The organism is Ralstonia sp. 1B3 (genome assembly GCF_036631435.1).
The window spans coordinates 1-24,792 of sequence record NZ_JAPNUG010000037.1 but is presented as its reverse complement, the minus strand read 5'-3'; the positions used below and the strand labels follow the sequence as shown (position 1 = coordinate 24,792).

At 66.0% G+C, this 24,792-nt stretch carries 12 protein-coding genes and 6 pseudogenes; 7 read left to right on the top strand and 11 right to left on the bottom strand.

Features of this window, described 5'->3' with window-relative positions:
- The 5 genes and pseudogenes from OWR21_RS10995 to glgA all read right to left on the bottom strand — a co-directional run.
- Positions 1 to 887 (bottom strand): annotated as a pseudogene (locus OWR21_RS10995) (alpha-amylase family glycosyl hydrolase); the annotation flags it as partial.
- A 910-nt stretch (positions 888 to 1,797) separates the two neighbouring features.
- Positions 1,798 to 4,010: pseudogene (gene glgB, locus OWR21_RS10990) on the bottom strand (1,4-alpha-glucan branching protein GlgB).
- Between the two features lie 80 nt (positions 4,011 to 4,090).
- Positions 4,091 to 7,581 (bottom strand): annotated as a pseudogene (gene treS, locus OWR21_RS10985) (maltose alpha-D-glucosyltransferase).
- Positions 7,578 to 11,166, bottom strand: a pseudogene (locus OWR21_RS10980) (maltotransferase domain-containing protein). Before OWR21_RS10980 ends, treS begins: the two co-directional pseudogenes overlap by 4 nt.
- A gap of 21 nt (positions 11,167 to 11,187) precedes the next feature.
- The gene (gene glgA, locus OWR21_RS10975) at positions 11,188 to 12,828 is read right to left on the bottom strand and encodes a glycogen synthase GlgA (protein WP_332395237.1); all 1,641 of its coding nucleotides are present in this window, start codon (positions 12,826 to 12,828) and stop codon (positions 11,188 to 11,190) included.
- Positions 12,829 to 13,227: 399 nt separating this feature from the next.
- Here glgA and ahpC point away from each other — a divergent pair, with 399 nt between their 5' ends.
- Positions 13,228 to 13,791: an alkyl hydroperoxide reductase subunit C gene (gene ahpC, locus OWR21_RS10970; protein ID WP_004627987.1), complete on the top strand. Its 564-nt coding sequence runs from the start codon at positions 13,228 to 13,230 to the stop codon at positions 13,789 to 13,791.
- A gap of 116 nt (positions 13,792 to 13,907) precedes the next feature.
- A complete protein-coding gene (gene ahpF, locus OWR21_RS10965; protein ID WP_332395235.1) occupies positions 13,908 to 15,482 on the top strand; it encodes an alkyl hydroperoxide reductase subunit F in 1,575 nt (524 codons plus the stop codon).
- A 77-nt stretch (positions 15,483 to 15,559) separates the two neighbouring features.
- Here the strand turns inward: ahpF and OWR21_RS10960 are convergent, their stop codons facing one another.
- Positions 15,560 to 15,856, bottom strand: a complete 297-nt coding sequence (locus tag OWR21_RS10960; protein WP_332395238.1) for a LysR substrate-binding domain-containing protein — start codon at positions 15,854 to 15,856, stop codon at positions 15,560 to 15,562.
- 115 nt (positions 15,857 to 15,971) lie between these two features.
- Positions 15,972 to 16,445, bottom strand: a pseudogene (locus OWR21_RS10955) (LysR family transcriptional regulator); the annotation flags it as partial.
- Between the two features lie 96 nt (positions 16,446 to 16,541).
- Here OWR21_RS10955 and OWR21_RS10950 point away from each other — a divergent pair.
- The 4 genes from OWR21_RS10950 (at position 16,542) to OWR21_RS10935 (ending at position 19,480) form a co-directional block, all read left to right on the top strand.
- Complete coding sequence (locus tag OWR21_RS10950) at positions 16,542 to 16,997, top strand: nucleoside deaminase (protein WP_316891514.1); 456 nt, start codon at positions 16,542 to 16,544, stop codon at positions 16,995 to 16,997.
- The gene (locus OWR21_RS10945; RefSeq protein ID WP_332395233.1) at positions 16,994 to 18,229 is read left to right on the top strand and encodes a CynX/NimT family MFS transporter; all 1,236 of its coding nucleotides are present in this window, start codon (positions 16,994 to 16,996) and stop codon (positions 18,227 to 18,229) included. The genes OWR21_RS10950 and OWR21_RS10945 overlap by 4 nt, the downstream gene beginning before the upstream one ends.
- A gap of 447 nt (positions 18,230 to 18,676) precedes the next feature.
- The gene (gene fur / locus OWR21_RS10940) at positions 18,677 to 19,132 is read left to right on the top strand and encodes a ferric iron uptake transcriptional regulator (RefSeq protein ID WP_147216807.1); all 456 of its coding nucleotides are present in this window, start codon (positions 18,677 to 18,679) and stop codon (positions 19,130 to 19,132) included.
- A 96-nt stretch (positions 19,133 to 19,228) separates the two neighbouring features.
- Positions 19,229 to 19,480, top strand: a complete 252-nt coding sequence (locus OWR21_RS10935; RefSeq protein WP_316899068.1) for a hypothetical protein — start codon at positions 19,229 to 19,231, stop codon at positions 19,478 to 19,480.
- 14 nt (positions 19,481 to 19,494) lie between these two features.
- Here OWR21_RS10935 and OWR21_RS10930 read toward each other — a convergent pair.
- The 4 genes and pseudogenes from OWR21_RS10930 to OWR21_RS10915 form a co-directional block, all read right to left on the bottom strand.
- Positions 19,495 to 19,794 (bottom strand): annotated as a pseudogene (locus tag OWR21_RS10930) (hypothetical protein); the annotation flags it as partial.
- A 103-nt stretch (positions 19,795 to 19,897) separates the two neighbouring features.
- On the bottom strand, positions 19,898 to 20,218 hold the full coding sequence (locus OWR21_RS10925) for a DUF6587 family protein (protein WP_316891512.1): 321 nt from the start codon (positions 20,216 to 20,218) through the stop codon (positions 19,898 to 19,900).
- Positions 20,215 to 22,080 carry a ferrous iron transport protein B gene (gene feoB, locus OWR21_RS10920; RefSeq protein WP_332395231.1) on the bottom strand — a complete coding sequence of 622 codons (1,866 nt, stop codon included), beginning with the start codon at positions 22,078 to 22,080 and terminating at the stop codon, positions 20,215 to 20,217. Before feoB ends, OWR21_RS10925 begins: the two co-directional genes overlap by 4 nt.
- A gap of 46 nt (positions 22,081 to 22,126) precedes the next feature.
- The gene (locus OWR21_RS10915; RefSeq protein ID WP_332395230.1) at positions 22,127 to 22,432 is read right to left on the bottom strand and encodes a FeoA family protein; all 306 of its coding nucleotides are present in this window, start codon (positions 22,430 to 22,432) and stop codon (positions 22,127 to 22,129) included.
- A 684-nt stretch (positions 22,433 to 23,116) separates the two neighbouring features.
- On the opposite strand from OWR21_RS10915, the gene OWR21_RS10910 reads away from it, so the two are divergent.
- The gene (locus tag OWR21_RS10910) at positions 23,117 to 24,727 is read left to right on the top strand and encodes a PAS domain-containing protein (RefSeq protein ID WP_332395228.1); all 1,611 of its coding nucleotides are present in this window, start codon (positions 23,117 to 23,119) and stop codon (positions 24,725 to 24,727) included.
- The last annotated feature ends 65 nt before the right edge of the window (positions 24,728 to 24,792 follow it).

Genomic DNA, 24,792 nt, shown 5'->3' with positions numbered 1-24,792 from the left:
GCTCGCGTTGTCCAGCCCGCGGAACGACAGGGTTGGCCCCAGCTCGCTGCCTTCGCACGTGTGGTTGTAGACCACGTCGAGCAACACCTCGATGCCCGCCGCATGCAGCCGCCGGATCGCCACCTTCAGCTCATGCAGCGATGGCGCGGAGAGGTACGACGGCTCCGGCGCGAAGAAGCACAGCGTGTTGTAGCCCCAGTAATTGCGCAAGCCGCGCTCCACCAGAAACTGATCCTGCAGGAAGGCATGGATGGGCAGCAGTTCGATGGCGGTAATGCCCAGCCGCTGCAGGTGGTCAATGAAGACGCTGTCGCCGAGCGCGCTGAACGTGCCGCGCTCGGGGGCAGCAGGTCTTCGCGCAGCATCGACATCCCCCGCACGTGGCCCTCATAGATGACCGTGCGCGACCACGGCGTGTTCGGGCGGACATCGTTGCCCCAGTTGAACGACTCATCGGTGACGACGGCCTTGGGCATGGCGGGGGCGCTGTCGCGGCGGTCGAACGAAAGGTCCCCACGGTTGGAATTGAGCCGATAGCCGAACAGCGCATCGGACCAGCGCAGCGAGCCCACCAGCCGGCGGGCGTAAGGGTCGAGCAGCAGCTTGTGCGGGTTGAAGCGATGGCCGTGCTGCGGCTCCCACGGGCCGTAGGCACGGTAGCCGTAGACGAGGCCGGCTTCCACACCGGGCAGGTAGCCGTGCCAGACCTCATCGGTGCATTCGGGCAGGGCGAAGCGGGTCAGTTCCTTTCGGCCGGTGGGGTCGAAGATGCAGAGTTCGATCTTGCTGGCGTTGGCCGAGAAGACGGCGAAGTTGATGCCCAGGCCGTCCCATTGGGCGCCTAGGGGAAGGGTTTGCCGGGAGAGGGTTTTGGGGAAGCGGAGCATTAGCGATTGGTTTCAGTATTGTCTTTGCCTTGGTGGTTTGCCTCGCTTTCGTCCCCTGCCGGGGCCGACTCACTTTCTTGTCTTGCCAAAGAAAGTAAGCAAAAAAGGCGCGCCCGAGATGGCGACCCCTCCTTGAATTTTCGTAACCGGGCGGAAAACTCGCTTCGCTCAGACAGTTCCCGTTCTTGTTTCCGCCCGCTTACGAAAATTCAAGGTGCCATCTAGGGCCGGTACGGCCAAACCGGCTGGGCACCTCTCGTGGCGCGGTGTGCCTCCTTCTGTCGAAGCTCAAAGCCCCGGGATTGGGGTTCGGAACATCAACGTTGGCGTTCGGAACCTCAACGTTGGCGTTCGAGTACTTCAACGTCGGCGTTCAGAACCCCAAAATTCAGGTTCAGAACCTCAAAGTCCGAGTTCGGAACCTCAGAGTCGGAGTCCAGAACCCCAACGTCCGAGTTCAGAACCCCAAAGCTCAAGTTAGGAACCCCGAAGTCGGAGTTCAGAACCTCAACGTCCAAGTTCAGAACCTCAAAGTCGAAGCCCCTGAACTCCAAAACACGCATTCAGAACCTCGATGTACGCGTTCTGAACTCCGAAGTTGAAGTGCGGACCCCCAAGTCGCAGCAAGAGCACGGCGCACGAAGCGGTGTGCTCCAACACCAACGCCAGCGCCACGACGGTGTGGCCGTACCCTGCCCTAGATGGCGCCTTGAATTTCTGTTGCAGAGAGGAAAAAGAGGGGAGGCTGTTTGAGCGAAGCGAGTTTGCCTCCCCTCCCTCTCTGCGACATAAATTCAAGGAATCCTTCGCCATCTCGGGCGCGCCTTTCTTTGCTTACTTTCCTTGGCAAGACAAAGAAAGTGAGTCAGCCCCGGCAGGGGATGAAACAAGAGACGCACCAACACCAAAATCAAACCTTCAAAACCACAACCCCCAACGGCGGCAGCCGCAACACCAACGATTGCCCCTGCCCATGCGCGGCCACGTGGTCCACATCCACCGCCCCGCCGTTCCCGAAATCGCTGCCGCCATACACGGCAGCATCCGTGTTCAGCACCTCCCGCCAGTGCGTGGCCCCGTCCGCTGGCGGCACGCCAATGCGATACCCCTCCCGCGGCACCGGCGTCATGTTCGCCACCACCAGCATCGGCCGCCCTTCGCCATCCAGCCGCAGGAACGCAAACACGCTGTTGGTGCGGTCGTCGCCAATCACCCAGTTAAACCCCTCGGGCGCCGTGTCCCGCGCATGCAATGACGGTTCATTCCGGTACAGCGCGTTCAGGTCATGCACCAGCCGCTGCACGCCACGGTGCCGCGGGTCGTCCAGCAGGTGCCATTCGGGCGAGGCATCGTGGTTCCATTCGCCCACCTGCCCGAACTCGCTGCCCATGAACAGCAGCTTCTTGCCCGGGTGCGTCCACATGAACGCGAGATAGGCGCGCAGGTTCGCCAGCCGTTGCCATTCATCGCCGGGCATCTTGCCCAGCAGCGAGCCCTTGCCGTGGACCACCTCGTCGTGCGAGATCGGCAGGATGAAGTGCTCGGAGAACGCGTACACCAGCCCGAACGTCATGCCGTCGTGATGGTGCTGGCGGTACACCGGGTCGCGCTGCATGTAGTGCAGCGTGTCGTGCATCCAGCCCATGTTCCACTTGTAGTCGAAGCCCAGGCCGTTGAATTCCACGGGCGCGGTCACGCCGGGCCAGGCGGTCGATTCTTCGGCGATGGTGATGGCGCCGGGGCAGCGTTCGTGCACGACCGTGTTCATCTGCTGGATGAACGCGACGGCCTCCAGGTTTTCGCGGCCGCCGTAGCGGTTGGGCACCCATTCGCCGGCGCGGCGAGTAGTCGCGATAGAGCATCGACGCCACGGCATCCACGCGCAGGCCGTCGATATGGAAGCGCTCCAGCCACTCCAGCCCGCTGGCGATCAGGAAACCGCGCACTTCGTTGCGGCCGAAGTTGTAGATGAGCGTGTTCCAGTCCTGATGGAAACCTTCGCGCGGGTCCTGGTGTTCGTACAGCGCGGTGCCGTCAAATGCGCCAGCCCGTGCGCGTCGGTCGGGAAGTGCGCGGGCACCCAGTCGACGATGACGCCCAGGCCAGCCTGGTGGCAGCGGTCGACAAAGCGCGCAACGCCTCCGGCCCCAAAGCGCGCAGAGGGCGCAAACAGCCCCAGCGGCTGATAGCCCCAACTGCCGCCAAACGGATGCTCCGCCACCGGCAGCAGTTCAATGTGCGTAAAGCCAAGCGCCGTGACGTACGGAATCAGCCGGTCGGCCAGTTCGTCCCATTGCAGGTTGCGGCCGCCGTCTTCCAGATCGCGCAGCCAGGAGCCGGCATGCACTTCATAGATGCTGATGGGCGCGTCGGGCTTTGGCGTTCGGCGCGCGTTTGCATCCACGCGTCATCGTTCCAGCGCAGCGGCGCCGGGTCGGCCACCACCGAGGCGGTGGCGGGCGGCGGTTCGGTCTGGCGCGCGGCGGGGTCGGCCTTGACCATCAGCCGGCCGTCGGCGCCGATCAGTTCGAACTTGTAGCGCGCGCCGGGGCCGACGCCCAGGCCGCTGGGCAAAAACAGTTCCACACCGGCCTGATGGCGCAGGCGCATGGGGTGGCGACGGCCGTCCCACTGGTTGAACTCGCCCACCACCGACACACGCTGCGCATTCGGTGCCCACACCGCAAAGCGCACGCCGCTGATGCCGTCGATGCGCATCGCCTGCGCGCCCAGGCAGCTTGCCAGCGCCCAGTGCGTGCCCTCGTTGAGCAGATGCAGGTCCAGGTCGCCCAGGAGCAGCCCGAAGGCGTATGGGTCTTCGGTTTCCTGCACGGCTTCATGGCCGGTGCCCGCAGGCCAGATGATGCGCAGGCGATAAAGCTCCGGGTGGCCATACACGTCCTGCGCATCGGCGCGCAGGGGGCCGTGGAACAGCCCCGTGCGGCCGACCTGCGTCATTTCCGTGATGATCTGGCCGCGCGAGTCGATGGCCTGCACACGGCGCGCGCCCGGGTAGAAAGCGCGCACGACCCACCGCGCGCCGTCCTCGGTGTCCAGGCGATGCGGGCCCAGCACGGCGAATGGATCGCCCAGACGGCCGTGCGTCAGCGCATCCACACGCATCTGGTCGACGCCCGGCGGCAGCACGATTTGCGCCTCGGGTTCGGTGGCGGTTTTGGTTGGGGTGGCAAAGTCGAGCGCGGTCACGGTGGGCCTCCGGTCGAGTCTTCCGCAGCGGGTGGTGGCTCTGCATGCAGCAGGCGACGTGCCACCCGCGTGAAGCCTTCCAGCGGAATCGGCAGCCACGTCGGGCGGTTGGATGCTTCGTAGTTGACCTCGTACGCGGCTTTTTCCAGCAGGAACAGATCGAGCAGGTGCAGGTCGACCACGGGCTGATCCAGCGCGTTCAGGTCGGGCCCGCGAATGGCGGCGGCATACGCCTCCAGGAAGCGTTCGGTGGACGCAGCGCGGAAGCGTTCCAGCAGGATGTTGCGGCGTTCCTGTGCGGGCCCGGCCACGTGTTCGGGGCTTTGCCGCATGGCACCCACCACGTAGTCGAGCGAGCGCATCAGCCCGGCCACGTCGCGCAGGGGCTGGTCTTGCGCCGGCGTTCTTCCACAGGGCGTGAAGGCTCGCCTTCAAAGTCGATCAGGAAGGCATCGCCCTGCGCCACCAGCACCTGGCCGAGGTGGAAATCGCCATGGATGCGCGACAGCGTGGCGCCCAGGCCGTCTTCGGCATGCGTGCGGGCGGCGTCGAGCAGCGCCTGATGTTGCGACAGCAGCCATTGCACGTCGGCTTGCAACGGGCTGTCGGGGTTTTGCCGTTGCCACGCCGTCAGGTTGTCGTGCGCGCGGGTGAGCTGTTCGCTCACGCGGGCGATCCAGTAGGCGGCATCGTCGGTGTCGGCAATGCGCGCACCGAAGTTCGGGTCTTCGGTGGGCGCCGCCAGTGCGGCATGCAATTCGCCCAGCCGCGTGCCGATCACGCCGATGAAGTTGACGTAGCCGGCCAATGCCTCGTCGGTATCCACGCGCGCTTCCGAGACCGCCACCGGAGACGATTCACCATCGCCCGTGGTCACGCCTTCCATCTGCACGGCCAGTTCGTCGATGGTGCGCCGCAGGTAGTCCAGCGCCCACGTCCACGCATCGCCCTGGTTGGGCACAAAGCTCTGCATGACCGCCAGCGTCGAACGTTCGCCGTCGGCAGCGTGGTGAGAAACCTCCCCGATCAGCGCCGCTGTGTTGGCATAGCCCACGCGCGTGAGGTGGCGCGTCATCTCCACCTCGGGGTGGACGCCCGCTGCGATACGCCGGATGAGCTTGACGATGACAGACTCGCCAATCACCAGCGAGCTGTTGGATTGTTCGGCCGCGAGCCACTGGATGGGCGTGTCGGGCGCCAGCGGCAGCGGCGCAGGCCGTGTGCTGCCGGCTTCGGGCGACACAGCGGGCTCTGCCAGTTCTGCGATGTGCGGCTCGGGCTCGAACCGCACGGTGCCGTCATTGGCCTCCAATGTGGTACCGCGCACGAGGTTGGTGAGCAGCGCGCGGGCGAAGGTCTCGGTGGTAAAGGCGTCGGTCAGGTAGCCGACATGGCGGCCGCGCCGCACGCGCGCCAGCGCCAGCTGAATGGGCAGTGCCGGCAGCGTGGACGATTCCCAGGCGATGGAAAGCGGCAGCAGGTAGCGCTCGACGCGCTCGGTGCCGTCGGGGCTGCCCAGTGTGACGGCCACTTCGTTGAAGAACACCTCGGGCCGCGTTGCTCCGGCCAGCGGGCGATTCGTGGATGCCGCATCCACCGGCACGGTCGCGCCCCATGCAAACTTCGCGCTACGCAGCACGCTGTCCTTGGCGGCAAACCAGCGGCGCTTCGGCAGATACGTCGGCAGGATTTCGCGTTCGATCAACTGGCGGTGCGCCTCGCGCTGCCGCGTGTCGGCCAGGGCATCGAGCCCCGCGCGCAGCACCAGCGTCGTGAACTCGGGCAACTGCTCTGCGGCCGGTTGCGCCCAGGTCGGCCCCGGCTCGTTCTCGCGCAGCTCCAGCCAGTAGAAGGCGTACGGCGGCAGCGTGAGCAGATACGACAACTGCCCGATGGGCGGAAACGCCGTCCCGCCGATCAGCTCCACCGGCACCCGCTGCGCAAAGGCGGACAGGTCCAGCTCCACAGCCTGCGAGGCGCGGGAGAGATTGGCCACGCAGAGGATGGGCGCCTCGCCTTCCAGCGCGCGGATATACGCCAGCACCTTGCGGTTCGAAGGCTGCAGGAACTGGATGGAACCCCGGCCGAACACGCGATGCCGCTTGCGCGTGGCCAGCAGCCGGCGCGTCCAGTTCAGCAGCGAATGTGCGTCGCGGCTCTGCGCTTCCACATTCACCGATTCATAGCCGTACAGCGAGCCCATGATGGCGGGCAGCACGAGCTGTTCGGGGTCGGCGCGCGAGAAGCCGCCGTTGCGGTCGGGGGACCACTGCATCGGCGTGCGCACGCCGTCGCGGTCGCCCAGGTGGATGTTGTCGCCCATGCCGATTTCGTCGCCGTAGTACATGACGGGCGTGCCGGGCATGGAGAACAGCAGGCTGTTCATCAGCTCGACGCGGCGGCGGTCGCGTTCGAGCAGCGGTGCGAGCCGGCGTCGGATGCCCAGATTCAGGCGCGCACGGCGGTCGCTGGCGTAGACCTCCCAGAGGTAGTCGCGCTCGGCGTCGGTCACCATTTCGAGCGTCAATTCGTCGTGATTGCGCAGGAAGATGGCCCATTGGCAGCCGGGCGGCACCTCCGGCGTCTGACGCATGATGTCGGTGATCGGGAAACGGTCTTCACGCGCGATCGCCATGTACATGCGCGGCATCAGCGGGAAGTGGAACGCCATGTGGCACTCGTCGCCGGCACCGAAGTATTCCTGCGTGTCTTCCGGCCACTGGTTGGCCTCGGCCAGCAGGAGGCGGTTCTTGAATTCGCCGTCCATGGCCGCGCGAATCTTGCGCAGGACTTCGTGCGTCTCGGGCAGGTTCTCGTTCGACGTGCCTTCGCGTTCCACGAGATACGGTACGGCATCGAGCCGCAGACCATCCACGCCCAGGTTCAGCCAGAACTTCATCACGCCGATCACGGCCTTGAGCACGCGCGGGTTGTCGAAGTTGAGATCCGGCTGGTGCGAGTAGAAGCGGTGCCAGTAGTACGCGTTGGCGACCGGGTCCCACGTCCAGTTGGACGGCTCGGTATCGATGAAGATGATGCGCGTGCCGGCGTACTTCTTGTCGTTGTCGGACCACACGTAGAAGTCGCGCAGCGCAGAACCCGGCTTGGCGCGCCGCGCACGCTGGAACCACGGGTGCTGATCCGACGTGTGGTTGATGACCAGTTCCGTGATCACGCGCAGGCCCCGCGCATGCGCTTCGGCAATGAAGCGGCGCACGTCGGCCATGGTGCCGTAATCAGGGTGGACGCCGCGGTACTCGGCGATGTCGTAGCCGTCGTCACGGCGCGGCGACGGGTAAAACGGCAGCAGCCAGATGACGTCCACGCCCAGCTCGGCAATGTAGTCGAGCTTGGAGATCAAACCGGGGAAGTCGCCGACGCCGTCGTTGTCGGAATCGCAGAACGATTTGACATGCAGCTGATAGATGACGGCGTCCTTGTACCAGAGCGCGTCGTCCACCAGCAGCGCGGTCGGATTGCGCGTCATGACGGGTTTTCCTCCGAAGGCAGGGCCGGGCGCACGCGCCAGATGGCAAACGGCTGCTCGGGTTCAAGGCGGATGTGCTGCCACTTGCCGCGCCAGACCGTGCGCTGGCCGTTGACCAGGTTCTCGGCCATCAGCGCGCCGTGGTCGGGCAGGCCCCATTGCCACAGTGGCAGTTCGATGTCGGATTCGTGCGAGTAGTGCGGGTCGAGGTTGATGGCGACGAACACCGTGTTGTCACCAAAGCGGTCCGGTGACAGGGCGTTGGCCAGCTCGGCCTGCGAGGTTTCCAACCGCGCCGGCAGCACGGGCGGCGTCGATTTGCTGAAGAACAGGATCTGGTCGCCCGAGGCCGGCTGGAACGTCACGCCCAGATGCGAGTGCAGCGCCGGGTTGGCCCGGCGGATGCGGTTGAGCAGGGCGATTTCCTTGACGATGTTGCCGGGGCGGTTGTGGTCCCACGCGCGCAACTGGTATTTCTCGGAGTCGAGGTACTCCTCCTTGCCGGGCACCGCGGCCCCTTCGCACAGCTCGAAGCCGTTATAGACGCCCCACAGGCCCGACAGCGTGGCCGCCAGCGCCGCACGAATCAGGAAGCCCGGCCGGCCCGACGTCTGCAGGAACACCGGGTTGATGTCCGGCGTGTTGACGAAGAAGTGCGGGCGGAAATATTCACGCACCGGCGTGCGCGTCAGCTCGGTCAGGTAATCGATGAATTCCTGCTTGGTGTGCCGCCACGTGAAGTACGTGTACGACTGCGAGAACCCGACCTTCGCCAGCCGGTACATCACCTTGGGCCGCGTAAAGGCTTCCGACAGGAACACCGTATCCGGATAGCGCGCGCGCACCTCCCCGATCATCCATTCCCAGAACGGCAGCGGCTTGGTGTGCGGGTTATCGACGCGGAACAGGCGCACGCCTTCGTCGGCCCAGAACATCACCACGTCGCGCAGCGCCGTCCACAGGCTGGGCTTGGCGTCGTCGGCATAGAAGTCGACGTTGACGATGTCTTCGTACTTCTTGGGCGGGTTCTCGGCGTATTTGATGCTGCCGTCGGGGCGCCACGCAAACCAGCCGGGGTGTTCGCGCAGCCAGGGGTGATCGGGTGAGCATTGAATGGCGAAGTCCAGCGCCAGCTCCAGGCCCTTCTCACGCGCCGCGCGCATCAGGCGGCGGAAGTCTTCGAGCGTACCGAGCTGCGGATGGATGGCGTCGTGCCCGCCTTCGGCAGCGCCGATCGCGTATGGGCTGCCCGGGTCGTCGGGCTCCGCGCGCAGGCTGTTGTTGCGTCCCTTGCGGTTGGTGCGCCCGATGGGGTGGATGGGCGGGAAGTAGAGCACGTCGAAGCCCATGCCGCGGATGGCGCCCAGACGGCGGATCACATCGTCGAAGGTGCCGTGCCGCTGTTCATCGTCCGATGCGGAGCGCGGGAAGAGTTCGTACCAGCTCGCGAACGCTGCGCCAGCACGTTCCACGTCGAGCGGGTACGCCACGCTTCGACATAGAACGGCCGATAGTGCGACGCCTGCGCCATCACCTGTGCGGTCACCGGGTCCAGCAGCAGCTTGAGACGGTGCGCGTGATCGGCATCCGCCAGCAGTCGAGCCAGCTTGTGCAGCGCGTCGGCGGCTGCGTCCTGCGGGCGTGCTCGGCTGCCTGGGCGACCAGCCGTGCGCCTTCTTCCAGCTCCAGCGTCACGTCAACGCCGGCCGTGTGCTTCTTCTCCAGCTCAGACCGATAGGTGCCGAAGGCATCGCGCCACGCAGCAACGGCGTACACGTGCCGCCCCAGGCGTTCCGGCCGGAATGCGCCGCGCCAGCGATCGTTGCCCAGGGCCACCATCGGCACGTGCTGCCACGCGTCTTCATCCTGGGCGCGCCACAGCAGGTGGACGGCCAATTTGTCGTGCCCGTCCATCAGCACGTCGGCCTCGACCACGATGTCGTCGCCCACCAGGCGCTTGACGGCAAAGCGTCCGTCTTCAACGGAGGGCTGCACCTGTTCGATACCGATGCGCGGCGAGGCGATGGCTGCGTTGACAGGGTCCTTCGCTTCGCCGGCCTTGGCGCGCGGGCTCTTGGCGGGCTTGGCGGCCGCAGGAGCGCGCACCGGGGCATTGCGGAAGACGCGCCAGACCTGCACGTCGCCGGGCAGCAGATCGATCTCCGCCAACGGACGCGCATTGGCGCGCAGCGTGTCGTCGCAACTGCCGACGGGTTCCGTCAGCAGATCGAGCGCCACGCCGCGTGTAAAGCCGCCGGCCACGCCGGGCAGGAAGTGGTCGGCGTGCACCGACACGCCCATGTAGAGGTCGGGATTGATGACCGTCAGCGTGGCGGCATCGCCTGCGCGCAGGTCCGGGCCATCGGCGCGCAAGAGGGCGGTGGCCGGCGCGTCGGGGCCGGTCAGCATGCGCAGTTCGGCGTGCGGCGCGACGGTGTTCGTCTGGCGTGCGGCGCGGATGGTCGCATTCACATCACGCACTGCATCGCTCAGGTCGAATGCGGCGTGCGCGTCGATCCATTGCTGGTCGGACGGGTCACCGCGCTCGGCCAGCATCGGCAGCAGTGCGCCGCGCTCGAAGCCCAGCGGCATCAGCCAGCCGGCATCGAGCGTATCCGCCACGTGCAGGAGACGGCGGTAGGCGCGTTCGCGGATCATCGCGTCGCCGAATGCCTGGCCGTAGCGCGTGCCGAACGGCGCTTCCACCGTGGCGATGGGCGGTGCGACGGCGACGAGGCGCGCGTGTTCTTCCACCATCCAGCCGGCGCGGAAATCCCACCAGCGCAGCGACGAAAACGTCGCGTCAAAGCCGACACCTGCCAGTGCGTCGATGGCCGCGCCGTCCATGCCGGGCGTCCACGCCAGGAAGCGGACGGCATCGGCCTCCTTGCGCACGTCGGCGATCAGCGTGCGCCAACGTTCGGCAGGCAAGCGGCCCGGCGCTTCGCAGCGGAATCCGCCGATGCCCAATGCGGCCCAGTTGCGCAGCTGCTGCGTCCACCACGTGAGGATGGCCTCGGCGGTGCGCGGGTCGTCGTGGCGGAACGAAGCCACCTCGAGGTGCGACGGCGGCAGGCGCGGGTCGAGCGCGTCGCCGTCTTCGGCGTGGCTGGCGAACCAGTCGGGGTGGTCGGCACGCAGCGGCGCGTCGACGGCAACGCGGTCGATCACGAGGTCGAGCAACAACGTCAGCCCGCGCGCGCGGCAGGCTTCGGCCAGCGTGCCGAGCGCGGCGTCGGCCGGCCCGCCGCCCAGCGCTGCATGCAGTTGCGCATGGTCCCGCGTGACGAAGACGTTGCCGGCCGCACCCACGGCAAACGGCGGCGCCATCAACACATGGTCAAAACCCAGTGCGGCAATGCGATCGAGCACGCCATCCCACCGGTCGAGCCTGCCCAGCTGCAATGGATGGACGTAGCAGATGGCGGGCGCATACGCAGGCTCAACGGCGGCCGGCGGGGCTGCGGTGGGCGTGGCGGCCGGCTTCGTGACCGATTTGGCGTTGCTGCCGGGCGGCTTGGCCGCCTTCAGTGCGGCCGTGTTTTTACGTGAAGAGGCGGGCTTGGGCGACTTGGTCTCGGGCATGCGTGAAAGCGGGGCAGGGCGTCAGGCGCGGTCAGGCACGGATTTTTCGGCACTGGCTGCGCGCGCCACCGCGTGCGCCCGGATCTCGTCGGACAGCGCCGTCGAGCGTCGCCGCGCCGGCGTACGCACAGGTTGTTCGGGGCGGGGCGTGTGCAGCGCGTCGGTTGCGGCCGGCGTCTGCGCAAGCGCAACGGCGGGCATGGGTGTGGCAGCAGGTACCAGGTTGCGGTACAGCGCGATGTATTCGCGGGCCGGCTGCGACCAGCCGAAGTCGGTCGTCATGCCGTTGTATTGCAGGATGCGCCACGCCTGCGGCTGGGCGAAGACATGCAGCGCACGCTCCACGGCGGCGACCATGGCGTCGGCGGTGTCGCCGTCAAACAGGAAACCTGTGGCCCCGTGCAGCGCCGCTTCGGGCGAGCCATGGTCGGTGATCGTGTCCATCAGGCCGCCCACGCGCGAGGCGATCGGCACCGTGCCGTAGCGCATCGAATAGAGCGGCGTCAGGCCACACGGCTCGAAGCGGCTGCCATGCAGCAGGATGTCGGCGCCGGCGTGCAGCAGGTGCGCATAGGCCTCGGTGTAGCCGATCTTCGCGGCCACCTGGCGCGGATAGCGCGCCGCCAGTTCGGCCATGCCGGTCTCGTATGCGTGTTCACCGCAGCCGAGCACGGCCACCTGCAATTGCGGGTTGGATTCGAGCAGCTGCGGCAGCGCCTGCAAGGTCACGTCAGCCATCTTCTGATGCGTCAAGCGGCTGCCCACGGCCAGGAGCGGCGCCTTCGGGTCTTCCGGCAGGCCGAAGCGTTGCTGCAGGACGCGCTTGGCGGTTTGCTTGCCGCTCAGGTTGGAAGCAACAAACGGCTGCGGCAGAAGCGGATCCTTCGAGGGGTTCCACACATCGTTGTCGATGCCGTTGAGGATGGCGACCAAGTCTTGCTGGCGTGCGCGCAGCAGTTCCTGCATGCCGCAACCTGCCGCTTCGGACAGGATTTCGCGCGCATAGGCGTGGCTCACGGTGGTGATGCGATCGGCCCACAGCAGGCCCGCCTTCAGGAAGCTGAACTGGCCCCAGAACTCGGCTTCGTGCGCCGCATCGGGCGGCACGCCAATGTCCGGCACCACGTGCATCGGGAAATTGCCCTGGAACGCAAGGTTATGGACGGTAAACACCGTTTTCACCGGCACCTGCGCCCGCTTGACGAACAGCGGCACCAGCCCCGCGTGCCAGTCGTGCGCCTGCACGATGTCAGCGCGATGCACGCCCGGCACGCCCCCGGCCACGCGCGCAGCCGCCTGGCTGAATGCCGCAAAGCGCAGCGCGTTGTCTTCGTACGGCTCGCCGTGGTCGTCCAGGTATGGGTTGCCCGGCCGCGCGAATAGGGCCGGTGCGTCGAACAGCAGGACCGGAATGCCCTGTGCGCCCATGCGGCCGCTCAAGAGGCGCGCGCGGCCGCCAGGCAGGTCGGTCCATTCGCACACCGTGTGCGTGTGCTGCAGCTGGGCGATGGCGTCGGGATAGCCCGGCAGCATCACCGTGACTTTCATGCCGGCGCGCCGAAGCGCGCTCGCGCACGCTCCAACCATATCTCCGAGCCCACCGGTCTTGGCCAGCGGCACAGCTTCAGAAGCGACGAAGAGAACGTTCAGCGACAAGGTCATGCTCCCGAGGGAATTCGCCTGCCGGGCCGTCCAGCTGATCAACAGCGGAGGCGCCGATGCATGGCGGAGGGGGTTGCGATCGACCTCCTCGCGCAAGACCTATGCCAGTCAGACAGACGCTGACAAGGCAGGGGGTCTTTGCTGGCGCGGCCTGGGCTGTACGTGATGTACGCGCGGCAGTGGCACGTGCAGCGTGTGCAACCTGCGGGTGCGCTGTGTAATTTCGTCTATGCGTGCGGGCGCACGTTGGGAGATGGGCCGGTTCAGGCTCCGAAGGCCGAGCTGGCCGCGTAATAGAAAAAAACAATCGACGAAATCATATCAATCAACTTGTGCAATGCACTGATCGACGATACGATCCACTCCGTTGTCAACCAAGCAACCCAACCGAAAACCACTATGTCGCTGATCAATACTCAAGTCCAACCGTTCAAGGCCCAAGCGTTCCACAACGGCAAGTTCATCGAAGTCACGGATGAGTCGCTCAAGGGCAAGTGGTCCGTGCTGATCTTCATGCCGGCCGCATTCACCTTCAACTGCCCGACCGAAGTGGAAGACGCAGCGGACAACTACGCTGAATTCCAGAAGGCTGGCGCCGAGGTCTACATCGTCACGACCGACACGCACTTCTCGCACAAGGTGTGGCACGAAACGTCGCCGGCCGTGGGCAAGGCTCAGTTCCCGCTGGTGGGTGACCCGACGCACGCGCTGACCAACGCATTCGGCGTGCACATTCCGGAAGAAGGCCTGGCACTGCGCGGCACGTTCGTGATCGACCCGCAAGGCGTGATCAAGACGATGGAAGTGCACGACAACGCCATCGCCCGTGACGTGAAGGAAACCCTGCGCAAGCTCAAGGCTGCCCAGTTCGTCGCCAACAACCCGGGCAACGTGTGCCCGGCCAAGTGGAACGAAGGCGCGAAGACCATCAAGCCGTCGCTGGACCTGGTCGGCAAGATCTAAGTAGTCAAGGCTGTTGCTGCAGAAATGCAGCGAGAAAAACGGCCGGCTCTGCCGGCCAAGGGCGCAGGCATGTGCCGCGCCCTGTCACTGAATCAAAACGAATAAAGGAAGTCGTCATGCTGGATGCTGATGTCAAGGCCCAACTGAAGGCCTACCTCGAACGCCTCGTGCAGCCCATTGAGCTGGTCGCCAACGTCGATGACAGCGAGGGCTCCCGCGACATGATGGACCTGCTGCGCGACGTGGCCGAGCAGTCCAGCATGATCGTGCTGACCGAGCAACGCGATGCCGCCGAGCGCGCACCGTCGTTCCTGATCCGCCGCACCGGCGCCGATGTGAGCGTGCGTTTTGCCGCCATCCCGACTGGCCACGAGTTCACCTCGCTCGTGCTGGCACTGCTGCAAGTGGGAGGCTATGCGCCCAAGCTCGAAGCCGACGTCATCGAGCAGATTCGCAATATCGAAGGGGATTTCCGCTTCGAGACCTACATGTCGCTCACGTGCCAGAACTGCCCGGACGTGGTCCAGGCGCTGAACGTGATGTCCGTGATCAACCCGCGCATCCAGCACGTCGCCATCGACGGCGCGCTGTATCAGGGCGAAATCGAGGCACGCCAGATCATGGCCGTGCCGACCGTGTTCCTGAACGGCGAGACGTTCGGCACGGGCCGCATGGGCGTGGAAGAAATTCTCGCCAAGATCGACACCGGCGCTGCCGCGCGTGACGCTGAAAAGCTGGCCGCCAAGGAAGCGTTCGATGTGCTGATCGTCGGTGGTGGCCCGGCCGGCGCGGCGGCTGCCGTGTACGCGGCCCGCAAGGGCGTGCGCACCGGCGTGGTGGCCGAGCGTTTTGGCGGCCAGGTGCTCGACACGCTGGGCATCGAGAACTTCATCTCCGTGCAGGAGACCGAAGGGCCGAAGTTTGCCGCCGCGCTGGAGCAGCACGTGCGCCAGTACGACGTCGACATCATGAACACGCAGCGCGCGGTCAAGCTCACGCCGGCAGACAAGCCGGGCGGTTTTGCCGAGGTGACGCTGGCCAACGGCGCGGTGCTCAAGGGCCGCTCGGTCATCCTGTCGACCGGCGCGCGCTGGCGCAACGTCAACGTGCCGGGTGAGCAGGAGTACAAGAACAAGGGCGTGGCGTACTGCCCGCACTGCGATGGCCCGCTGTTCAAGGGCAAGCGCGTGGCCGTCATCGGCGGCGGCAACTCGGGCGTGGAAGCGGCCATCGACCTGGCCGGCCTGGTGAACCACGTCACGCTGCTGGAATTCGCCAGCGAGCTGAAGGCCGATGCCGTGCTGGTGCGCAAGCTGCAAAGCCTGCCGAATGCGACGATCGTCACCAACGCGCAGACCACCGAGATCACCGGTGACGGCCAGAAGGTCAATGGCCTGCGCTACAAGAGCCGCGTCGATGGCGTTGAGCACACTGTCGCGCTGGAAGGCGTGTTCGTGCAGATCGGCCTGGTGCCCAACACCGAATGGCTGGACGGTGCGGTCGAGCGCAATCGCTTTGGCGAGATCGTCGTCGATGCACGCGGCCAGACCAGCGCGGAAGGCGTGTTTGCCGCAGGCGATGCGACCACGACGCCGTACAAGCAGATCATCATCGCCACCGGCGATGGCGCGAAGGCCGCACTGTCGGCGTTCGATCATCTGATCCGCGTGCCGCTGGCCGAAGCTGCCTGAAGCTGAACTGAGCCGTATCCGTACCAAGCCGGACTTCGCGACAAGCGGGTCCGGCTTTTTCTTTGGTGCCTCGGCGTTCAGCCGGCAGCCGACTGCAGCGCCTGCGCACGCGCCGCGCACATCTCGACAAGACGATCGCGCAGCGCACGCCCCGCGCTGTCGAGATCCGGTCGTGCAAACAGCGCCAGTTCCAGCCCGCCGATCTCCGGAAAACCATCCGCAGCGCCGAGCACGCGATGCCCGGCCTGCACGGTGCTGGCCGGCAGCAGGCTCACGCCCAGCCCCGCGCTGACGGCAGCACACAGGCTCGCCAGGCTCGGGCTCGAATACGTGATGCGCCACGGCTGGCCGATCGATTCCAGCGCATGCAGCATCTCCTGCCGATAGAGCGCGCCCACCGGAAACACCACCAGCGGCAAGGACGGTTGCGATGGCCCGAGCGGCAGCGTGCGGCCGCTCGGCGCTGTCGATCCAGCAGACCGGCTCAGCCCAGCGTGCATGGCAGTCGCTGTCAGTGCCCCATTGCTTGACGAGCAGCATGTCGAGATCGCCATTGCGATACAGACGCAGGAGGTGGTGAGAGAGGCCGCTTTCCACTTCCAGCCGCAGCCGCGGGCGCTCGCGCGCAAAGCTCGCGATGAGCGGCATCAGCGCGCCGCTGCCGAGGTCCTCGGGCACGCCCAGCCGCAGCACGCCCCCAGTGTGCTCGGGGCTGAGCGCCTCGCTCGCTTCGTTGGCCAGACGCAGCAGGCGGCGGGCGTAGCCGAGCAGGCGATCGCCTTCTTCGGTCGGCAGCACCTGGCGCTGGCTGCGGTCCAGGAGGCGACAGTCCAACTGCTGCTCGAGCCGCAGGATCTGCTGGCTGACCGTCGACTGCGTGAGATGCAGATGCTCCGCCGCCCGCGTGAAGTTGCCCGTATCCACCACCGTGACAAAGCTGCGCAGCAAGACGAGATCAATCATTTGAAAATCCACTGAAGATCATTTCACTATTTAATTTGAACATGTTTAGGGGCGCAACCATAATCGACCCGCAATTTCGTCTGTGGAGAACCCCCGATGTCCGATGAGCAGTACATGCGTGAGGCGGTGGAGCTGGCGCGCGGCAACGTCAACGCCGGTGGGCTGCCGTTTGGCGCGGTGCTCGTGCGCGACGGCAAGATCGTTGCCCGTGCCGTGAACGAGGTGCGCGCCACCCACGACCCGACCGCCCATGCCGAAATGCAGGCGATCCGCGAGGCAAGCCGTGCGTTGGCCACGCCGGACTTGCGGGGCGCGGTGATGTACGCGAGCGGCCATCCGTGCCCGATGTGCTTTGCCGCGATGCACCGCTGCGGCATTCGCACGGCGTACTTCGCGTATTCGAACGAAGATGGCGAGCCCTTCGGCATGTCGACCGCTGCCCTGTATGCCGAGATGCGCGGAGCACCGGAGTGCGGCGAGTTGCAACTGCGTTCGTGCCGGCCGACAGGCGAGCAGGGCCTCTACGAAGCATGGCAGGCACATCAAGCGTGAGCGACGTGGCCGCACAGGGCACCGCCGCCGGCGCGTCACCTCAAGCCGCAGCCCCGTCGATGCGCGCTGATGCCGGTTGGCTCGGCGTGGTGGTCGTGGTTGCGCTTGGCATGAACCTGCGGCCGATCCTCACGACCATCGGGCCGCTGCTGGCTGAAATTCGCGCGGGCACCGGGCTCGGCTTGCAGGGCGCTTCGCTGCTGACCGTGATTCCCGTGCTGTGCATGGGCAGCGTCGCCCTGTTCCTGCCGTGGCTTGCGCGCTGGCTGCCTGAGCATCGCGGCGTGGCATGCAGCCTGCTGGCCATTGCGGGCGCGTGCCTGTGGCGACTGTGGGCCGGGCAGGGCGCGGCCCTGATCGCAAGCGCCGCGCTGGCCGGCACGGGCGTGGCGATTGTCCAGGCGCTGGTGCCCGGCCTCGTCAAGCGATGGTTTCCGCAGCGTGTGCCGATGGCGCTGGGTTTGTATTCCGCCTCGCTGATGGCCGGCGGCGGCATCGCGGCGACGCTCAGCCCGCGCATTACACACATCGCAGATTGGCATGTCGGTCTCGGCGTGTGGGCGCTGCCGGCGTTGGTGGCCCTCGTGTTGTGGGCGACGGCCCGCCCGCGTGAAGCCGCCGCACCGGCGCAGCGCGGCCCTGTGCTCAATTTCTTCGGCAACCGGCGCGCATGGCTGCTGGCCATTTACTTTGGCGCGGCCAACGGCGGCTACACCAGCATGATCGCGTGGCTGCCGATGTTCTATCGTCAACTCGGCTGGAGCGCGCAGGACGCAGGCAGCCTGATCGGCCTGATGACGATCTTCCAGGTGATTGGCGCATTGGCTGCACCGCTGCTTGCGCGCCCCTGGCCCGACCGGCGCCCGTGGTTGGTGGTCGTGCTGGCCTTGCAGCTCATCGGCATGGTCGGCTTGCTGCTCGCGCCGCAAACCGGCACCACGCTGTGGGTCGCCCTCATTGGCGGTGGGCTCGGCTCGATGTTCTCGCTGTGCCTGACGCTCACGCTGGACCACCTGCCCGACGCACGCGCTGCCGGTTACCTCGCAGCGTTCGTGCAAGGCATCGGCTTCATCATCACGGGAATCATTCCCTACGCAGTCGGCTGGCTGCGCGAGCTGACGGGCGGTTTCCAGCTGCCCTGGGCGCTGCTGATTGCCATCGTGGTCGCGTCGATGGTGACGACGTTGCGCTTTGCGCCCAGCGGCTACGCCCGCGCGATCGGGCCGGTGTAACGCGCGCCCTGCGCGGGTGACCACGCCACAGGAGGGGCCTTCCACAGTTCGTAAAGAAAACGCTTGTAATGCGAATCATTCGCATTTATAGTGTGTCCATCGACAGCGCTGCAGCCGATGGATCTGCTCCCAGGGCACATCCTCCAGGGCACGGCGCATCGAACCGAATTTCGCTGCGCGCCTGCTGCTTCATGGGCCGGCGCCCGGCAACCGATCTTTTGTGGGGACCGCTCTGACACACAGAGCGTTTGGCAGTAGCAAGCCGCCCGACAGTCGGGAAAGCACTCAGACCCCGCTTTCCCGACTGCGACTTTCCGGGCCGCCAGCCATGCCGTTTTTTTTAAGAACTCAGCGACCCGGCGTGCATGCGTGCGACGTTGCCGTTTTGGGTTCTCGCCCGCTGTAGCGCCCCGCCTGCTGTACCCAAATCTCGCCCCAACGAACGCCATGCCAAACTCGACCGACCTGCGCCGGGCGGGGCTCAAAGCCACGTCGCCGCGCGTCAAGATTCTGGAAATCCTCACCGCCGGTACGGAACACGGCCGCCACCTGAGCGCGGAAGATGTGTACCGCCAGTTGCTCACGTCGGAACTCGACATCGGCATCTCCACGGTCTATCGCGTGCTCAATCAGCTGGTGGATGCCGGCGTGCTGCTGCGCCATGCATTCGAGGCCGGCCATGCGGTGTATGAGCTGAACGAGGGCGCGCATCACGATCACCTGATCTGCCTGACGTGCGGCCGCGTGGAGGAGTTTCACGACGACGCCATCGAGTCGCGGCAGGAGCGTGTGGCCAACGAGCGCGGCTTCGTGCTGCGCGATCACGCGCTTGCGCTCTACGGCGTCTGCCCTGCGTGTCAGGCAAGTGCGGGCGTGTCCGGCGCGATTGGGTTGAATGCGTGATGTGACCCGGTAACTTGCTGAAACAGTATCGACGGGATCATGGCGAAACTCACCGCGCGCTCGGGGTTCCAACTCCCTGTTATTCAGGAGATGCCGATGCAACGCCGTCTGAAGTCCGAAGATGAACTCAAGACCTTGCTGGCCCGCTGCGTCCAGCAACACCCGGAATGCGCACAGTGCCAACTGCGCGCGATGTGCATTCACCGCCCTGATCACACCGGCTGCAATTGGAGCGCCGAGTTTGATTTTCCCGTGGACGACGATGCCGCCGCCATTCGCGGCCTCTCCGTCGCCAAGCGCCTGCTGACGCGGGCCCGCACGCAGTACAACGTGGTGCCGGCGCCGTAATCGCGGCGCTTATCCTTCGCCTGGCGGGAGATCCGCTCCAGCAGCGCGCGTGCGCTTTCGCCGTGCCCCTGCTGTGCCAGCAGGCGCGCATTCAGCACGAGATTTTCGAGGACCAGCTTGGCGATGCTCGCGGTGAGCGAGACGATCACTTCGTCCTGGCTGAAGTGGGCGTTCTCCATTTGCGTCAGCTGGCGCGACACCAGCTTGCAGACCAGGTCTCGCAACATCTGCTCGTCGAAGGGCAGGTTGGCGAAATCCACCGGGTCTTCCTTCTCGACTTCCGCAATCAACTGGACCAGCAGCTCTTCGGTCATGACGCGTCCCCCGTTCAGGTTTGGACCAGTCTACGCCTGCGCTATAAAACAAAACGGGCCCGCGTGATGCGAGCCCGTAGGTGTTGTGAGGTTGCGTCGGCCGTTATTTGCGTCGCACGAAGTGGATCGGCCGTTCGACCGGCGCGGCGGATGCCGATTCACCCGAGGCGCAGCCGCTGCAACCGCTGCCGCATGCACTGCCCGACAGCGGATCGGAGTGGCAGGAAGGCGACTCCCCTGGCGTGAGCAAGCGCTGCCCGAAGGCGCGCATCCAGCCCGGCCGCGACGGCCGATCACACCAGCCTGCCACGCGCGCCGCCGTGCGGGCGCGCATCGTCGGCGCATAGCGGCCGGTCAGCGACAATGCGCTCAATGCCACGACGGTGGCGACAACGCCGGTTTCGACAACGTGGTACACGCTCATGTCAGCACCCGTGCGATCTGGTAGGTGGCGAAAGCGGCCAGATAGGCCAGCGCGAAAAGGTAGCCGGCGGTGCCCGCCATGACCTTCCACGAGTTGGTCTCGCGGCGGATGGTGGCCAGCGTCGAGATGCATTGCGGCGCGTAGACGTACCACGCCAGGAAGGCCAATGCCGTGGCCAGCGACCATTGCTGCGAGATGATCGGCGCCAGCTGCGCAGCCGCATCTTCATGCGTGGCCGACAGCGAGTACACCGTCGCCAGCGCGCCCACGGCCACCTCACGTGCCGCCATGCCGGGAATCAGCGCAATACACATCTGCCATGTGAAGCCGATCGGGGCGAACACGACTTCAAGCGCACGGCCGATCATCCCCGCAAAGCTGTAATCGATGGCCGGCAGCGTGGCGTTGGCCGGCGGCGCCGGGAACGTCGAGAGGAACCACAGCACCACCATCATCTTGAGGATGACCGTGCCGATGCGGCGCAGGAAAATGCGTGCCCGCTCGACGAGGCCCACGATCAGGTTGCGCACGCTGGGCAGACGGTACGACGGCAATTCGAGGATGAGCGGGTGCTCGTTGCGATCGCGCTTCAGGTACTTCAGTACGTAAGCGACGATCAGCGCCGACACGATGCCCGCCATGTACAGCCCGAACAACACCAGGCCCTGCAGATTGAAGAGTCCCCACACCTGCCGCACCGGGATGAACGCGCCGATCAGCAGCGCATACACGGGCAGCCGCGCCGAGCAGGTCATCAGCGGTGCAACGAGAATCGTCACCAGCCGGTCGCGCGGGTCCTGAATCGTCCGCGTGGCCATCACGCCGGGAATCGCGCACGCAAAGCTCGACAGCAGCGGAATGAACGAGCGCCCCGACAACCCCGCGCCTGCCATCAACCGGTCGAGCAGGAAGGCCGCGCGCGGCAAATAACCCGATTCTTCCAGCGACAGGATGAAAAGGAACAGGATCAGGATCTGCGGCAGGAACACCAGCACGCTGCCCGTGCCGGCGATGATGCCGTTGACCAGCAGGCTCTTGAGCATGCCGTCGGGCATGACATTGCCGACCCACACGCCCACGGCTTCCACGGCACCCTGGATGCCGTCCATGAGCGGCTGCGCCCACGAGAACACCGCCTGGAACATGAAGAACATCAGCACGGCCAGCAGCATCAGGCCCAGCATCGGGTGCAGGACGATGCGGTCGAGCCGGTCGTCCAGCTCGGCCGTGCTGCGCGGCATGGTCACGGCGGCATCGAGCAGGCGCTTCACTTCGACGTGCGGATCCGCATCGGCGGGTAGCCCGACCGGCACCGCCGGCAGTTGTTCGTGATCGATATGCGCGACAAGGTCGGCCGCGCCATTCCGTTTGATGGCCACGGTCTGCACCACCGGCATGCCCAGGGCGGTTTCCAGCTTGGCGCGGTCGATGCGAATGCCGCGGCGCTCGGCCGCGTCCACCATGTTCAGCGCCAGCACCATCGGCAAGCCCAGGCGTTGCAGTTCCAGCACGAAGCGCAGGTGCAGCCGGAGGTTGGTGGCGTCGACCACGCAGATCAGCATGTCGGGGCGCGACTCGCCGCGGAACGTGCCAAGGCAGATATCGCGCGTGATGGCCTCGTCCGGGCTGGTGGCGACCAGGCTGTAGGCGCCGGGCAGATCCAGAATCTGCACATGGCGGCCCGACGGGGCGGTAAAGCGGCCTTCCTTGCGCTCGACCGTCACGCCCGCATAGTTGGCGACCTTCTGGCGGCTGCCCGTCAGCAGGTTGAACAGCGCGGTCTTGCCGCAGTTGGGGTTGCCCACCAGGGCAACGCGCAATGCGGGGGTGGAAGCGGAGGAGGAAGAAGCGTGCATCTGCATGAAGCCGGATAAGCGGAGCCGTAAAGCTGCGGCAGTGGGAGGCAGGCTATGCCGCCTCGCGCACCTTTGCGGGCGGGGCCGTTTCGGGCGCGGTGATGGCGGTGGCGGGTTGCGTGGCCGGTTCGGCGCGCACGCGCACGCGGGCAGCCTGGCGGCGCAGTGCAAAGCGGGTAAAGCCCACTTGCACGACGAGCGGATCGCCGCCGAACGGTCCGACGGCCACCACGCGCACCTCTTCGCCCGTTACGAACCCGAGTTCGCGCAGGCGTTGGCTGATGGGATCGGCGGGTTCACGGTCTTCAACGTGATCCACCACCGCCGTCGCCCGGCGGGAAAGCTCGGAAAGCCGCATCGTGCGTGATCGTTAACGTGACGTGGTAAGGCAAGGAAGCTAAATGCGAATCGTTTTCATTATAACGCAACATCCCGTGTGACGGACTGCGGCACCGGGTCGCTAGGATGGATATTTCGGAGGACGGGGTGTTGCGGAGCGGGGCGTTGTGCGGAACGCACACGCAGACGGTGTCGGCGGCCAAATTCGCTGCCCATGCAGGGTTTTTCCCAAATTACCCTATCCTGGGTATTGGCCTGACCGGGGACCATTGCCTATTCTTCAACTGCGCTGAACTTCCCCGTTCAAAGCGTATTCTTGAAGCCACCGGATACCGCTATCCGGTGGCTTTTTCTATGGGCGCGCGCCCTCTGCGGGCGGCCTTCGCTCAGGGTGCCGCCTCCGTGGCCACGAGCTTGCAGTGCCGTCGATCGGGCAGCGGCAACGATGCCCCGGGCGCCATATCACCGACGCTCCCGGCGCCCCTCATGCCGCCTGCCGCGCCGATTTGCGGCCGGGCCCACTACAGGCTATCCACAAGTTGCGTGTGATAGGAATTGCAAGCAAAATGCTTGCGCACTGCGTCAGCCGTCAGCCGGCACGATGCCGCAACTGCATCGTGCGCCGAGGGATGGTCCTTGAGCCGCGCATCGTGCAACCGCAGAGTGCATCCGCTCTCCACATAAGGCTCTACCGGTCATTCAAGTGCCGAAGCACGCTTTCTTTCCCACCACGCTGCGCGGCCGCTTGCTCGCCCTGGCCGCGGTGGCCGCCTTGCCGGCCATCGTCGTGGCGATTGCTGGTGTGGCGCTCTACCGTGACCGGCTCAATGATCACCTTGCCCAGCATCTGACCCATGAAACCGAGGCCGCAGCCGCGCGCGTCGGCATGGTGCTCTCCAACGCCAATACGCTTCTCTCGGTGCTGCTTGCCGACGATTCTGCGCTGCGCATGGAGCAGCAAGAGTGCAGCAGCTTCGTCAATCGCGTCTTCCATAACCAGACTGAACTCGCGAACCTCGGCATCATCGACGCCCACCGCAAGCTGGTATGTACGCCCGACACGGCGAAGCTCGGCGTCGATCTGTCGGACCGGCCGTACCTCAACGAGATCCTGGCGACAGGCCAGCCTTCCTTGTCGACGTTCGTGACCGGGCGCGCCTCCAGCCAGGCGGTACTGATTTTGGCGCGGCCGATGGCAGGCAGCGACGGCGCCATCCGCGGTGTGGCGTATGCGGCCGTGCGGCAGAGCGCATTGATTGCGGCAGCCGTGGATGGCATGCCGGAAGCGCCGGTCTATCTGGTGGATGCCGACGGCAACGTGCTGTCAAAGCAGGGCACCTTGCGCGCTGCGCAAGTGCCGGCCGTGGTGCAGGGGCCGTTGCTGGCTACAGCCGGGCAGCAGCCGGGCGAGCCGCTGCTGGTGGACGACACCGACGGCGTACGCCGCGCCTACGCCGCCATGGTGGTGCCGCATGCTGCCGGCGGGCATTTGCGGATCGTGCGGGGCGTGGACGCCACCGACATCGTTCGTCAGCAGCGCAACGTGACGCTGGCCGGCGGGGGCGCCATCGTCCTGATGGTCGTGATGCTGCTCGCACTGATCCAGTTGGCGCTGCGCCGGATGGTCATGCCGCGCATCGACGCGCTCGTCGACGCCGCACGCCACTACGCCACGGGCGATTCTGCGCGCGTGCCGGAGCACGGTGCCTCGCGCGACGAACTCTCGCTGCTTGAGCGCACCTTCAACGAAATGCGCGCCGCCATCCAGCGCCACGACGCCACCGTCCACCGCCTGACCGAACGCTTCCAGCGCGTGGCGCGTGCCACCAACGACTGGATCTTCGACTGGGATATCGCGACCGGCGAGTCCTGGGCCAACGCCAGCCTGCATCGGCTGCTTGGCAGCGACGCGCTGCTGGGTCCGGGGGACGACGATGGCGCAGGTGGGGGCACGTCGCGCACGCTGACCTTCCAACAGTTTGTACACCCGGACGACGTCGATGCCTTCGCCCGCGAGTTGCGCGCGGTGCTGAATTCGGACCGTGACAGCTGGCAGCACGTCTGCCGGGTGATCGACGCCAACCGCGCCACGCGCACAGTGGAAATTCGCGCGAGCCTTTATCGTGATCAGAACGGCCGCGCGGTCCGCATGGTCGGCGGGGTGACCGACATTTCGCAGCGCTCTGCAATTGAGCAGGAACTGCGCAGCAGCGAAGCCAACCTGCGCGTGGCGGAGCAGATTGCGTCCTGGGCAGCTGGCGCTGGGACGTGCTGCGCGATTCGACCACGTGGTCTTCGGGCATGTACGTGTTGACGGGCATGCCGCCGGGCGCGCCGCCCGCCTTTGCGCAGCAGGCGCAGTTCTTTACGGCCGACAGC

What these genes read in the sequence shown, in the direction of transcription:
- glgA (WP_332395237.1), bottom strand. Translation starts at nt 12,828, where the DNA reads ATGACCTTGTCGCTGAACGTTCTCTTCGTCGCTTCTGAAGCTGTGCCG.
- ahpC (WP_004627987.1), top strand. Translation starts at nt 13,228, where the DNA reads ATGTCGCTGATCAATACTCAAGTCCAACCGTTCAAGGCCCAAGCGTTC.
- ahpF (WP_332395235.1), top strand. Translation starts at nt 13,908, where the DNA reads ATGCTGGATGCTGATGTCAAGGCCCAACTGAAGGCCTACCTCGAACGC.
- OWR21_RS10960 (WP_332395238.1), bottom strand. Translation starts at nt 15,856, where the DNA reads ATGCTGCATGCGCTGGAATCGATCGGCCAGCCGTGGCGCATCACGTAT.
- OWR21_RS10950 (WP_316891514.1), top strand. Translation starts at nt 16,542, where the DNA reads ATGTCCGATGAGCAGTACATGCGTGAGGCGGTGGAGCTGGCGCGCGGC.
- fur (WP_147216807.1), top strand. Translation starts at nt 18,677, where the DNA reads ATGCCAAACTCGACCGACCTGCGCCGGGCGGGGCTCAAAGCCACGTCG.
- OWR21_RS10935 (WP_316899068.1), top strand. Translation starts at nt 19,229, where the DNA reads ATGCAACGCCGTCTGAAGTCCGAAGATGAACTCAAGACCTTGCTGGCC.
- OWR21_RS10925 (WP_316891512.1), bottom strand. Translation starts at nt 20,218, where the DNA reads ATGAGCGTGTACCACGTTGTCGAAACCGGCGTTGTCGCCACCGTCGTG.
- feoB (WP_332395231.1), bottom strand. Translation starts at nt 22,080, where the DNA reads ATGCAGATGCACGCTTCTTCCTCCTCCGCTTCCACCCCCGCATTGCGC.
- OWR21_RS10915 (WP_332395230.1), bottom strand. Translation starts at nt 22,432, where the DNA reads ATGCGGCTTTCCGAGCTTTCCCGCCGGGCGACGGCGGTGGTGGATCAC.